A 12,328-nucleotide genomic window follows, 5' to 3' on the forward strand; every position below is an offset into this window, starting at 1 on the left:
GCATTGCGCTCGGCTGCCCTGGGCACCCCGGCGTGTCGGAGAGCGGGCAGACGCCGCGAGCGCTTCAAGCGGCCTGGTGCTTGCGCACGGCGTCCAGCAGGGTGTCCACGTCCACGGGCTTGCGCAGGTGTCCGCACGCGCCGATTTCCTCCGCGACCTGGCGGGCGTTGGCGGACGCGGAGAAGACGAGCACGGGGATGTCACGCCACGCGGGCACCTGGCGCATGGCGCGCGCGAAGCCGGCGCCATCCAGCACGGGCATCATCATGTCGAGCAGCACCAGGATGGGGAGCTCGCGGGTGGTGCCGAGCACGTCCAGCGCGTGCTTTCCGTTGCTGGCGCCCATCACCTCGTAGCCCGCGTCGCGCAGGACTTCCTCCAGCGCCTCGCGCAGGTCCGCGTCGTCATCCACCACCAGCAACGGCCCAGTCACTCACTCGCCTCCTTGTCTCGACCCCGACACACGCCAGCCGCGAGCTGACGGTCCACACCCAGAAGGCCCCGTGCGACATGCCACACCCGGACTTCCCGCTGGCGCGGAGACTAGCGCGCGCTCCCGACGCTGGCGTCATTCCTCTCTCGTGAAACGGCCGCTCCGTCCCACGTCCGTGCGCCCCCGGCCGCGGGGTGTTGAGCATTGGCCAATATGAGGCTCGGCGCCGGATTGCATCTCCGGATTCCGGGGAGCGCCGGGTGGATTGAGACTCGTAATGTCTCAGGCTCGGTGATTTCGAGCGGAGCGACGGAGGAGGCGAGCGCTCTTGCTGGTGCTCGCGTCACCGTGGAGAGGCTCCAGCCCCCGCCGCCCCCACATGCCCTGGAGTCACCCCCGGCCGCCCGTGACGCGACAGTGTCCAGGTGCCACCCCGCCCCACTCCATCATCCTGGAGCCGACTCCAATCCGTTGACACGGTCCACCGACGAACGAGGACCCGCCCCAGAGACCTAAGGGCCTCGCGCCGTCTGTCACGCGGGCGCCGCCGTCCGCGAATCCCTCGCGCGCCGGAAAATCCCCCGCCACACCTTCGGCGTATGCGCCCATGCCGGGCTTCAGGGGGCGCCCGGCATCCACCACTTCCGACCGCCTCCTCGGATGGACCCATGACCGAAGAACTCTCTCGCCGCGCCGCCCTGAGACGCGCCACGGCCGCCGCGAGCCTTGGCCTCGCGACGGGCCTGCTCACCCGCGCCTCCCCGGCCCTGGCCCTGTCACCCCAGGATGACCTCGCGCCCCTCAAGGCCCTGCTCACCGCTGAACGCAACGCCATCAAGACCTACGACGCCGCGGTCAGCGTGCTCGACGCCGCCACCCCCGCCGACCCGCTCTTCCCCTTCCAGGGCATCGTCAAGGCCATCGCCCTGCACTTCCGCCAGCAACACATCGAGCACGCCGAACGACTCGCGCGCTACATCACCCGCCTGGCCGGCATCGACGACGTGGGCGAGGGCGCAGCGCAAGTCCCCGCGGACTTCGTGCCCGGCATCAAGAACGTCATCGACCTGGCCACCAACGCGGAGAAGGCCGCCGCCATCAGCTACACCGACGCCCAGAAGTCCCTCGTGCTCGCGGACAACGCGGAGCTGGCCGCCACCATCGGCGCGGTGGAGTCCCAGCACTTCGTCGTCCTCAACCTGGCCGCGAGCGGCTTCGTCACGCCCCCCGCCTCCACCGTCAACCAGCCCGCCGACGCGCTCACCGCCGTGGCGGCCCGGTTCGTCCCCAGGTCCTTCGCCGTCACCGTCGACGGCGCCCCCGGCCTCGACGACGAGACGGACCTGCCCTTCTACGACGTGACGCGGTGAGGAGCCCCACCCCCATGAAGACCCAGACCCACCCCGACTCCGTCCTCGCCCGCCGCCGGTTCCTCCAGGGCCTCGCCGCCGCGACGGCCGCCTCCACGCTCCCCGCTTGCGAGACCCTGGAGCGCGACAACTCCCAACACCAGCTCAGCCCCGTCGACCGCGCCCGCGAGGCCAGCGCCCTCAACACCCTGCTCGCCGCCGAGTACATCCTCCTCGACGCCTACGCCCAAAGCGCCGTCATCCTCACCGACGCGCGCGACACTCCCTCGCGCCCCCAGGAGGAACGGGACTTCGCCGCGCTCGCGCTCGCGCTCGTCACCGAGTTCCAGCAGGACCACGAAGCCCACGCCGCCCTGCTCATGACCACCGTGACGAACCTGGGCGGCAACGCCGTGCGCGAGGATGAAGCGCGGTTCACCCCGCCACGCGGCTTCCGTCCCTCCGTCGGCAACGTCCTCAAGCTCGCCGCCAACGAGGAGCGCCGCGCCGCGATTGCCTTCAACCGCGTCCTCAAGGGCCTCCAGACACCCGACCACCGCTTCATCCTCGCCTCCATCGAAGGCGTGGACACGCAGCACTTCATGGTGCTCAAGGCGCTCATCGAAGCCCTGGTCGACGTCACCCCGGCCCTGGACACGGCGCGGGTGGTGCCCCAGCCCTTCGTCTCCTCCACCGAGAGCCTCGGCGGCGGCAGCGGACTGGAAGCCCAGCCCCTCCTCGCCGTCAACGACGCGAACTGACGCCCTCGGCCTCTCCCACGCGGCGCGCCCGTGTCTCGGGCCGCCGCGGCAAGCCCCTGCTACCGCCAGGACAGCTCGTACTCACTGTCCAGCAACGCCACCTGCCGCCCGCTCACCCGCACGTCGCGCGCGCCCACCGCCTCCAGCGCGCCGCGCAGCACGCCCTCGTGGTACGCCGCCGGCATGAAGTCGCGGCGCATGATGAAGCGCGCGCTGCGCTCACCCGTCCACAAGGGGTACCGCTCGCCGTAGCTCACCGCCATGCGGTACGCGTCACCCAACGAGTCGAGCAACATGCGCGGACTGCCCGCCGCTTCCGCCAGCAACTGCCGGCCGAACAGCGACGCCAGGAAGTCGTTCGTGGCCTGCGAGCCCATCCGGCCCAGCACGCCCTCGAAGCCGTTGAGCTGCGGGCCCAACAGCCGCGCCGCCGTGGAGACCATCCGCAGGTAGCGCGACACCGAGTACAGGTGGAACGGGTTGATTTCCCACACCCCCGCCACGCCCTTGCACCGCGCCACCGCGCCGTCACCGCCCAGGTACGCGATGACGTGCAGGGAGCCCTGGAAGAACATGCCCCGAGCCTGGTCCTCGTCCGTCGCGGACAGACGCCGCTGCTCCAGCTCCCACGCCGCCCCACCGCCACTGCTCGCTTCCGTACCCACGTACATGGTCGTCTCCCCGAGGGGACTCACTGCTGCCTCGACTCAGGGGACACGTCCGGCGTTTCCGATGGATTTTCAGATTTCGCCGGCTTCCCCCCACTTCCTAGGTGCCAACCCTCTCATACTTTTCTACCCCTGTCGAATGGTTCCAGCACACCCCAGGGTCCATGGAAGGGTTCACCCATCACACGAACCCATTGTATTTCGGGCACATTTCCCTCCCAGGACGCACGAAGACACGCCCCGTCCAGGGTGCGGGGGACCCAGGAGGTGCGGGCTTATCGAAGGATGAGAGAGGCCTCGGCGGCGGCGAGGCCCGCACCGGGCTCACAGCGGTGTCCGGCCGCGAGCAGGGCGCGCTCCACGGCTCCCACGGTGGTCAGCAGGTCCGCGGGGCCGACGCGGTTCATATGGCCCACGCGGAAGTAGCGCGTCTTGAGGTCGGGGTGCAGTCCACCGGCCACCACCACGCCCTCCGCCTTCACGCGGCCCACCAGCGACGCGTCCACGCCCTCCGGGTAGTACACGGCGCTCAGCGTGTTCGCCGTCACCGCGTCGGACACCGGCAGCATGCGCAGGCCCAGCCCCCGCCACGCGGCACGGAAGGCGCGCGCCAGGCGCTGGTGTCGGGCGAAGCGGGCCTCCAATCCCTCGGCGAGAATCTGCCCCAGGCTCACGTCCAGCGCGCACACGAGGTTGACGGGCGGCGTGGCGAAGTAGGCCGGCTTGCCCGCCTCGTACGCCTCCATGATGGGCAGCCACTCCGCCCAGTCGGAGTACACGCTGGCCACCGGCACGCGGCGCTTGCGCCACGCCTCCAGCGCGCGAGGCCCCACGGTGAGCAGCGCCAGCCCCGGCGGCACACCCACCGCCTTCTGGCTCGCGGTGAGGTACACGTCCGCGCCCCACGCGTCCTGGTGGAACGCCTCGCCCGCCGTGGCGCACACGCCGTCCACCACCGACAGCACGCCCAATTCGCGCGCCACCCGCGACAGGCCCTCCACGGGCGTCAGCACGCCGGTGGACGTGTCCACGTGGGTGACAGTCATGACCTTGAAGCCGCCGCGCTTCAGGTGCGCCTCCACCTCCTCCACCGTCGGCGCGTCACCGGGCGCCGCGCGCACGTGCGTCACCGTCGCGCCATGCCGCTCCAGGATTTTCGCCATCCGGTCACTGAAGTAACCAGTATTCACCACGAGGGCCGCGTCACCCGGCTCCACCAGGTTGGCCACCGCCAGCTCCATGGCGAGCGTGCCGGAGCCGGAGACGACGAAGGGCTGCGCGCCGGGGGCGAGGCTCACCTCACGGAGCCGCTTCAGCGCGCGGCCGAAGATGGCGATGAAGGCCGGGTCCGTGTGGCCGTAGGAGGGGGCGCCGAGCGCCTGAAGCACCTCCTGCTCGAACTCCACCGGCCCCGGAATCATCAGCAAATCTCTCACGGCGTCACCGCTCCTCGGCAGCGCTCCGGCCCGACGCGGGCTGAAGCTGTGGATGTCTCACTGTAACCCCGGCCCGCTCCACTCACAGCCGCTCGAGCAGCTCGCGGAGGATGGAGAAGCCCTGGCGGAAGTCCTGGAGGTGCGCCTGCTCGTTGGGCGCGTGGTAGTACTTCATCTCTCCAAAGCCCGTGATTTGCACGTCGCAGCCCTGACGTTGCAGGTCCCTCACCAGCGGCAGCGAACCGGTGAGCGAGAAGGGCTGCGCGTCCACGCCCCGCACCTGCTTCATCGCGTCCTTCAGTGCCTGGAGGCCCGGCGAGTCCAGCTTGCAGGCGATGCCCTCGGTGCCTCCTCCGTCGAAGCGCAGCGACAGCGTGCCGCGCCGGCCATCCGCGGTGCGCGTGCGCGGGAAACCCGGCGGCACGTCGTCGCGCTCCAGCCGCGCGTCCAAGTCCTTCATGAAGTCCTCGGTGGCCCGACGCACCTCCGCCAAATCGTGGAACGGCGTGAGGCGGATATCGCCGCGCACGGTGACGTCCGAGGGAATCTTCGTCTCCTTGGCGTTGGTGGCCTCCACCACGGTGGACTTGAGGCTGGAGGTGGCCAGGAAACCCCAGCGCTTCTCGTCGTCCGAAGGCGGGTAGCGCTCATGGAACCAGCGCGACAGCTCCAGCGACGCCGCCATGGCCAACTCCAGCGCGTTGACGCAGTTCTGCGGCATGCCCGAGTGGCCACCCACGCCGGTGACTTTCAGCGACCACAGGCTGATGCCCGCGGTGCCCAGCGTGGGGCCGAAGTTCGCGCTGTCCAGCCAGTACACCGGCTGCCCGGCCAGGTCCTTGAGGCGCCCCTGCTCCGCGACGTAGCCCAGGCCCAGGCCCGGCAAATCCGACGACTCCTCGTTGGCGATGAGCACCACCTTCAACGTGCGGCGCGGACGCACGCCCGACTCCGCCAGTTGCGCGAGCAGGTCCGTCGCCACCGCGACGTGGCCCAGGCAGTCCGTGACGCCGCGTCCGTAGAGCAGCCCGTCCGGCCCCTCGTGCAGTTGGAAGGGGCTGTGCTCCCAGCCCTCGGCCTGCTGGTCCGCGGGGACGACGTCGAAGTGCGCGCCCACGAAGCCCACCGCGCCCTCGCCCGTGCCCTTCACGGTGAGCACCAGGCTGGGGCGGGACTCGTTGCCGGCGGAGGCCAGGGACTCGGCCTGGATGAAGCCGCTGGCGATGTGCGGCGCCAGCGTGTCCAGCACCACCCGCGCGGCGAGCCGTTCTTCCGGCACCAGCCCCGCGCTCGGGTTGTTCTGCAGCTTGGGCGTCAGGGCGATGAGACGCCGGAGCACATCCAGGAAACGGGCCTCACGGAGGGCGAGCGCTTGCATGGGCGCGGATTGGAGCCCAGGTCTCCTGAGGAAGTCACTGAAAACGACGACGCCGGAGCGTGATGAGCGCCCCGGCGTCGCGACTTCGTCAACGACTGTCCAACACCCCGCCTCAGCGGTAGGTGAGGGCCTGCGAGTCCATGCGGGCCGACTGGCCGGCGGTGAACGAGTTCATGCAGGAGTCGTCGGAGTAGTCCATGAAGTTGGTGATGGGGTCGTTGCCCGCGGCGGAGCAGGTGTTGCGGCCCGTGGGGCAGCCGTAGGCGGGAGAGGCCTCCGCCGGCGTGTCGCTGACCGAGTCACCCGAGCCGGAGCAGCCGCCCTGGAACGTGTGGTACAGGCCCAGCCAGTGGCCGACCTCGTGAGTGCCCGTGTCGCCCAGGTTGTACGGCGACGCGCTGCCACCGGGGACGCTGGAGAACAGAATCACGACGCCGTCCATCGACGGGTTGCTGGCGTAGCTGGAGGGGAACGTCGCCCAGCCGAGCAGGCCGCCGCTCAGGTTCGCGCTGTAGATGTTGAGCGCGTTCTTGCCGCCCGTGCGCAGCGCCGTCTTCATGGCGCGCTCGGCCGACGAGCCGGAGGCCAGGTTGTACCAGGTGGTGTTGGTGGTGCGGGTCGTCGCCGTCAGCGTGAACTTGAACGGCGTGTTCGCGTACGCGGCGTTCAGCACGTTCATCTGGTTCGTAATCATGGCGGCGGTGATGTCGCCGTTCGCCACGCCCGTGCCCTTGTTGATGACATGGAAGTAGGTGGGGATGGTCACCGAGCCGTTCGCACGCGCGAAGTCAGACACGGCGCGCTCCATGGCGAAGCGGCCTTCCATCTCCGCCATCTCCTCGGCGGACGGGTTCACGCCACAGCCACGGGCGTTGAGCACCTGCTGCGTGGGCTGCTCCTCCGCCGCGGGAGGCGTGGGCTCGCCCTGAGCCTCCGGGGGAGCGCTGGAACAGCCGGACAGCGCGGCGATGGTGCCGACGAGAACCGCGAAACGGCCGCCACGACGAGCAACGATACGAGACATTCCCGACTCCTCGGAAAATGCGGGGGAACCGGGATATTTATGAATGATTCCCCTTACGTCAAACGGGTCAAGAGGACCCCTCCCCGTCAAACGGGCAATGTCTGGGGTTGCAGTGGCGTCTTGCCGCGTGGCGACACACTCTTCGACGCAGGAGGTCGACGTGAAACAAAGTGAAACATCGAGGCGTAGGGCGAAAGCTTCACACGGGCTGTTCGTGAGGGGCCTGGTGCCCGCGCGGGAGCAGGCCGAGGAGGGCCCGAAGAAGCCAAGGCCCGGACAGGTGACGACGATGATGGTGGGTGAGGAGACGAAGGACGGGGACTCGGGCACGCGCGACTGACGCGGTGCACGGTGCTGGCGGCCTCGCGGGGCATCTGGTTCGCTCTCAAACCATGACGCAAGCGGCGGGGACAGGCGTGGTGGTGTTGGTGGGCTCTCGCGAGGACGCGCACGTGCGGGAGGTGGCGCGGCGCCTGGGCGCGGAGGGCGTGGACAGCGCCATCGTCGACACGCTGGCCTTCCCCGACGAGACGCGGATATCGCTCACGGAGGAGTTGGACGGAATCCTCGTGGACGGGCGCGCCGTGGGACGGCCCGCCGCCGTGTACCTGCGCGGCCTGCACTCGCACCCGCTGGCCTTCATGGTGGACGCGGAGGAGGCCATGACGGAGGACTGGCGCACCACGCTCACCGCGTTCCGTGAGAAGGCCGCGCTGCTCCTGGGGCTCATCGGTCGGTGGGAGCGGCTCGGCGTGCCGATGTACAACCCGCCCTCCGCGGATTGGGTGCTGCACAAGCCGGCGCAGCTCGCCGCGCTGAGGGCCGCGGGGTTGCCGGTGCCTCGGACGCTGTGGACGAATGACGCGGAGGCGGTGCGCCGCTTCGCCGCGAGCGGACGCGTGGCCTACAAGCCCATCCTGGGGGGCGCCGCCACGCGGGAGCTGCTGCCGGAGGACCTCACGGAGGAGCGGCTCGCCACGCTGGGCGCCGCGCCGGTGACGTTCCAGGAGCTGCTGCCCGGAGAGGATTTGCGGGTGTACGTGCTGGACGGCGAGGTCATCGCGGCCCTGCGCATCGTCACGGCGGCGCTCGACTTCCGTCAGAACGAGGAGCGGATGGAGCAGGTGGTGCTGCCGGCGGAGGTGGCTCGACAGTGCGTGAAGGCGTGCGAGGTGTTGGGCCTGAGGTGGACGGGGCTGGACCTGAAGCGCGGAATGGATGGGGAGCTCAAGTTCCTGGAGCTGAACGGCTCACCCATGTTCCTGGGGTTCGACGCCGGCGCGGGGACGGACGTGGCGGGACACCTCACGCGGACGCTGGTCCGGCACGCGCGTCGCGCTTCATCGCCACAGTGATGCGAGCACCGTGCGGGACGCCATCCACGCCAGCGCGCCGAGCACCACGACGAGCACGGCGGTGAACAGCAGCACCCGGTGGGGACGCGGGTGCATCACCGCGCGCAGCTCCTCCGTCATCACGGGGTCCTCGTCGACGTCGTCCACGTCATGGCTGGGCTCGGGCGTCATCGCTGCTCCATCTGGTTCTCGACGAGCGCGCGGTAGCGGCCGTTCGGCAGCACCACCAGCTCGTCATGGGTGCCCTCCTCGACGACACGGCCCTTGTCGAGCACGACAATCTTGTCCGCGCGACGCACGGTGGACAGCCGGTGGGCCACGACGACGAGCGTGCGCCCCGCCGCCTCTCGCTGGAGGGCCTCGGTAATCGCGCGCTCCAGCGCCGCGTCCAGGTGGCTGGTGGCCTCGTCGAGGAACATCACGCGCGGCTGTCTGTAGATGGCGCGCGCGAGCTGGAGCCGCTGCTCCTCGCCTCCGGACAGGCGCACGCCCGCCTCGCCAATCCGCGTCTTCAGGCCGTTGGGCAGCGCGAGCAGCTCGTCCAGGCACGCGGTGCGCGCGGCATGCAGCAGGCGCTCCGGGTCCGGGGCCTCGTCCCCCAGCGCGATGTTCTCCGCCAACGTGCCGTCAAAGATGTCCGTCTTTTGGAAGACGAAGGCCACCGAGCGGCGCAGCGCCGTCGGTTCGAACGTCTCCAGGGGCTGGCCGTCGTAGAGGACTCGGCCCTGCTCGGGGCGATAGAGGCCATAGAGGACCTGGGTGAGCGTCGTCTTGCCCGCGCCCGAGCGGCCGACAATCGCCGTCATCTTCCCCGCCGGCACGGTGAAGCTCACGTTGTCCAGCACGGGCCGCTCGTTGGGCGAGCCGTAGCGGAAGGTGACGCCGTCCAGTCGGAGCTCGGGGGCCTGGGTGAGCGCGCCGGTGACAGGGGCGGTGTCGTCGCGCAGCTCGGGCTGGGACTCGTAGACGATGTCCACGCGGCGCAGGGAGATGACGACGTCCTGGAGCTGATGGATGAACATCACCAGGTTCTGCATCGGCGCGAGCGCGAGCCCGAGGATGGCGAGCGTGGCGACCATCTGCCCCAGCGTGAGCTGCCCCTGGAGCACGAGGTGCGCCTCGTAGACGAGGATGCCCACGTACATGGCCTGGTTGACGAGCTGCGCGCCAGAGGTGTGGACGGTGTCGTGCAGCCAGATGCGGCGCGCGGCCTCGGCCTCGCGAGCCTGGAGCTTCTCCCAGCGGGTGCGGACCTGGCGCTCGGCGCCGCAGGCCTTGAGCGTCTGGATGCCGCCGAGCATCTGCAGCTCCAGCCGACTCGCCTCGGCGGCGACCCGGAAGCGCTGGTGGTCCAGCACGGTGCGCCGAGGCATCAGCACCAGCGTCCACAGCGAGTACAGCGTCGCGCAGGCGGCGAAGATGCCGAACACGGTGGCGTCGTAGAGGAAGAGCACGACGCCGTAGCCCACCAGCATCACCAAATCGAGCAGCACGGACACCGACGCGCCCTGGAGGACGCGGCGGATGCGCTGGTGGTCCTCGATGCGCTTGAGCAAATCACCGCGGTGGCGCCGCGCGAAGAACGTCACCGGCAGGGACAGCAGGCGCTTCCAGAACCGTGCGAGCAGGAGGGCGGAGAAGCCTCGGGACAACACGAAGAGTCCCGCGCCGCGCGCGATGGCCACTGCGATTTGAGCGACGACGAGCACGCCGAGGCCCACACCGATGGCGGTGAGCAAAGACACGTTCTTGCCGCCCACCGCCTTGTCGACGAGCCCCTGGATGAGCAGGGGCTGGGCGAGCGCCAGTGCCTGGAGGAGTACGGTGGTGACGAACACCTGGAACAGCAGCAGGCGGTAGCGCAGCAGCCCCCGACCGAAGCGGCTCAGCGCGCCGAGACGACGCGCGGGAACGGAGGCGACGGGAAGCGCGACGGGACGGAAGAGCGCGTCGGTGGGCGCCAGCGAGAGGAGGATTCCATCCCAGTGCCCACCGAGCTTCGCGCGAGGGATGCGTCGGAGGCCCTGGGCAGGGTCTCCGATGACGGCCTCCTTGGGAGTGACGGAGTAGAGGACGACGAAGTGGTTGTCCTCCCAATGGGCGATGCCGGGGAGGAGCGCCTGGCCCTCCTCATCCTCCAGCTCGGAAGGGTCCTCGACGTGGAAGGCGCGGACCTTGAAGCCCACCTGCTCGGCGGCGCTGGCGAGGTCCGGCAGCGAGGTGCCCACCACCTGCACGTGCGCGAGTTCCTTGAGCGCGGCGAGCGAGTGCGTGGCGCCGTGGTACGCGGAGACCATCTCCAGACACGCGGGGCCACAGTCGGCCTCCTCGAGCTGGTGGCGCAGGGGATACCGTTCCAGGGCGACGGCGAGCCGGGAGCGAGGCACACCGGAATCGCTATCACGGAGCGTGGCGAGCAACCAGTCACCGCCTGGCACGACGCAAGCAGTCCAGACAGGGACGCAAGGCTCAGCGCGTAGGCACCTCGGTGAACGCCACTTCCTCCAAGCCAAGCTGGCTCACCGTGGACATGAAGCGCTCCGTCGCCACGATGATGGTCTGGAAGTTCGCGAGCCTGAAGACATCCCGGTCCCGCGGCAGCGAGGCTTCATCCAGGACAGGCCGCGAGGGAAAGCTGAACGCGAGTCTGCCGCACGTCCGACACGGAGGAGCCAACCCCTTGGGAAAACAGCTCGGATGGAGCAGTCCACGAGGCTCCACCTGAAGCTCCAACAACTCCGGAGGATTCTTGCCCTGGAGCCTCAACTCCGTGCGACAGCCATGGAGCCCCTGTACGCCTTCGGAACGCAACCTCTCTAGCGCCTCGGCACGCACGAGCAGCGTCCATGGGTACAGCAGCACGAGCTGTGGAAACGAGCCGCGCCCACCTCCCACCAGGGTGCCAAAGGTCGTTCCAGGGGTCAGTGTCGCGCCGTCGGGAACCAGGGGCCGCACAGACTCCCGCAGTCTCGTGAACTCCTCGAAACGCTCCTCGACACGGGCCCTGAATCGCGCCGGGTCCGACACATCAGACAGGTCCACGCTCGGATACGACTCGCCGATTCCGCTCCAGACTTCATCGCAGTCGGGGCAGTGGATGCCAGGCAGGAGCCACGGGTGCCGCGCCTGAATCTCCCAGGCGTAGCGCGAAGGACGAGCGTCACCGAGCTGGAACCACCGCATGGTCAGTAGATGTCCTCTTCTATGACAGGGAACAGGGGGATGGACTTCCTGCTGTAGTACGGGACCACGGGGCCCGACAGGTCAAATCGGAAGATCATCTGCACCGCGAAGAGATGGATGGCCTGTCGGTTCGCCAGCGGATTGTTCCGGATGGAGTACCGCCACTCCGCATTCCAGGGCCCACCAAGCTCTCCACGGTGGATGTTCTGATGAACCTGCTTGTCGAGCACCAGCGTCCATTCATGGATATTGACTCCCCTGGAGATGAACCACTCCTTGAACGCCTGGGGAAAGACGTGGTGCTTGACCCACGTGCGCGTCGGCTCGTCTTCGTTCTCCTTCCTGAGCCGGGCCGCGTACTCGGCGCTCGTCTCATTCCAGGGAATGATGAAGATGGGCTCCGCGCCTTCGGGGAGTCCCTGCATGCTTCCCCAGTAGCGCTGGGGATGGGAGGTCGTCGGAGCCCCGCGACCCGTCCGTGGCAATGGGGGCGGCCGTACCGGCGGACGGACAGGCATCACTGCCTGCGCCGGCACGATGCGCCCAGGATGGACCTCTTCGCAGAAGTAGAGGGCGCAGGCCCCTACGCCACAGATGAGGGTCGTGCACCGGTCCGCGCTGGGGTCCTCGCACTCCGCTCCTGGAGCTTCCGCTGCCTCCCAGCGCCGCGATGCGACGCTCGTCGAGGCACAGGCCGCGAACAACCACCCACACAGCAAGAACGACCATTTTCGCATTCAT

General features: G+C 69.2%; 13 protein-coding genes. 4 read left to right on the forward strand and 9 right to left on the reverse strand.

The features are described from left to right. Positions 1-64: 64 nt before the first annotated feature. Complete coding sequence (locus G4D83_RS26745; protein ID WP_163867673.1) at positions 65-433, reverse strand: response regulator; 369 nt, start codon at positions 431-433, stop codon at positions 65-67. A gap of 668 nt (positions 434-1,101) precedes the next feature. Here G4D83_RS26745 and G4D83_RS26750 point away from each other — a divergent pair. Then, a complete protein-coding gene (locus G4D83_RS26750; RefSeq protein ID WP_163867674.1) occupies positions 1,102-1,803 on the forward strand; it encodes a ferritin-like domain-containing protein in 702 nt (233 codons plus the stop codon). Between the two features lie 14 nt (positions 1,804-1,817). Next, on the forward strand, positions 1,818-2,543 hold the full coding sequence (locus G4D83_RS26755; RefSeq protein ID WP_163867675.1) for a ferritin-like domain-containing protein: 726 nt from the start codon (positions 1,818-1,820) through the stop codon (positions 2,541-2,543). A 59-nt stretch (positions 2,544-2,602) separates the two neighbouring features. Here the strand turns inward: G4D83_RS26755 and G4D83_RS26760 are convergent, their stop codons facing one another. From G4D83_RS26760 to G4D83_RS26775, 4 genes are all read right to left on the reverse strand, one after another. Next, positions 2,603-3,214: a TIGR02265 family protein gene (locus tag G4D83_RS26760; protein WP_163867676.1), complete on the reverse strand. Its 612-nt coding sequence runs from the start codon at positions 3,212-3,214 to the stop codon at positions 2,603-2,605. Between the two features lie 272 nt (positions 3,215-3,486). Continuing rightward, positions 3,487-4,647: a pyridoxal-phosphate-dependent aminotransferase family protein gene (locus G4D83_RS26765; protein ID WP_163867677.1), complete on the reverse strand. Its 1,161-nt coding sequence runs from the start codon at positions 4,645-4,647 to the stop codon at positions 3,487-3,489. Positions 4,648-4,729: 82 nt separating this feature from the next. Next, positions 4,730-6,025: a M20/M25/M40 family metallo-hydrolase gene (locus G4D83_RS26770; protein WP_163867678.1), complete on the reverse strand. Its 1,296-nt coding sequence runs from the start codon at positions 6,023-6,025 to the stop codon at positions 4,730-4,732. Between the two features lie 112 nt (positions 6,026-6,137). Continuing rightward, positions 6,138-7,049, reverse strand: coding sequence for a zinc metalloprotease (locus tag G4D83_RS26775; RefSeq protein ID WP_163867679.1), 912 nt, complete (start codon positions 7,047-7,049; stop codon positions 6,138-6,140). Between the two features lie 214 nt (positions 7,050-7,263). Between G4D83_RS26775 and G4D83_RS46955 the strand changes: the two genes are divergently transcribed. Both G4D83_RS46955 and G4D83_RS26780 read left to right on the forward strand, forming a co-directional pair. Then, entirely contained in the window at positions 7,264-7,389 is a 126-nt protein-coding gene (locus G4D83_RS46955) for a hypothetical protein (RefSeq protein ID WP_255203711.1), read from the forward strand. 52 nt (positions 7,390-7,441) lie between these two features. After that, positions 7,442-8,404 (forward strand): ATP-grasp domain-containing protein, encoded by a 963-nt coding sequence (locus G4D83_RS26780; protein WP_163867680.1) that lies wholly within the window; start codon positions 7,442-7,444, stop codon positions 8,402-8,404. Here G4D83_RS26780 and G4D83_RS26785 read toward each other — a convergent pair. The 4 genes from G4D83_RS26785 to sitA6 form a co-directional block, all read right to left on the reverse strand. Further along, positions 8,390-8,575, reverse strand: a complete 186-nt coding sequence (locus tag G4D83_RS26785; RefSeq protein ID WP_163867681.1) for a hypothetical protein — start codon at positions 8,573-8,575, stop codon at positions 8,390-8,392. The genes G4D83_RS26780 and G4D83_RS26785 overlap by 15 nt on opposite strands. Continuing rightward, complete coding sequence (locus G4D83_RS26790) at positions 8,572-10,791, reverse strand: peptidase domain-containing ABC transporter (protein ID WP_163867682.1); 2,220 nt, start codon at positions 10,789-10,791, stop codon at positions 8,572-8,574. The genes G4D83_RS26785 and G4D83_RS26790 overlap by 4 nt, the downstream gene beginning before the upstream one ends. An 82-nt stretch (positions 10,792-10,873) precedes the next feature. After that, positions 10,874-11,587 carry a SitI6 family double-CXXCG motif immunity protein gene (gene sitI6 / locus G4D83_RS26795; RefSeq protein WP_163867683.1) on the reverse strand — a complete coding sequence of 238 codons (714 nt, stop codon included), beginning with the start codon at positions 11,585-11,587 and terminating at the stop codon, positions 10,874-10,876. A gap of 2 nt (positions 11,588-11,589) precedes the next feature. Next, positions 11,590-12,324, reverse strand: coding sequence for a SitA6 family polymorphic toxin lipoprotein (gene sitA6 / locus G4D83_RS26800; protein WP_163867684.1), 735 nt, complete (start codon positions 12,322-12,324; stop codon positions 11,590-11,592). Positions 12,325-12,328: the final 4 nt, after the last annotated feature.

It is taken from the genome of Myxococcus eversor (assembly GCF_010894455.1).
GTDB classification, from domain to species: Bacteria; Myxococcota; Myxococcia; order Myxococcales; family Myxococcaceae; genus Myxococcus; species Myxococcus eversor.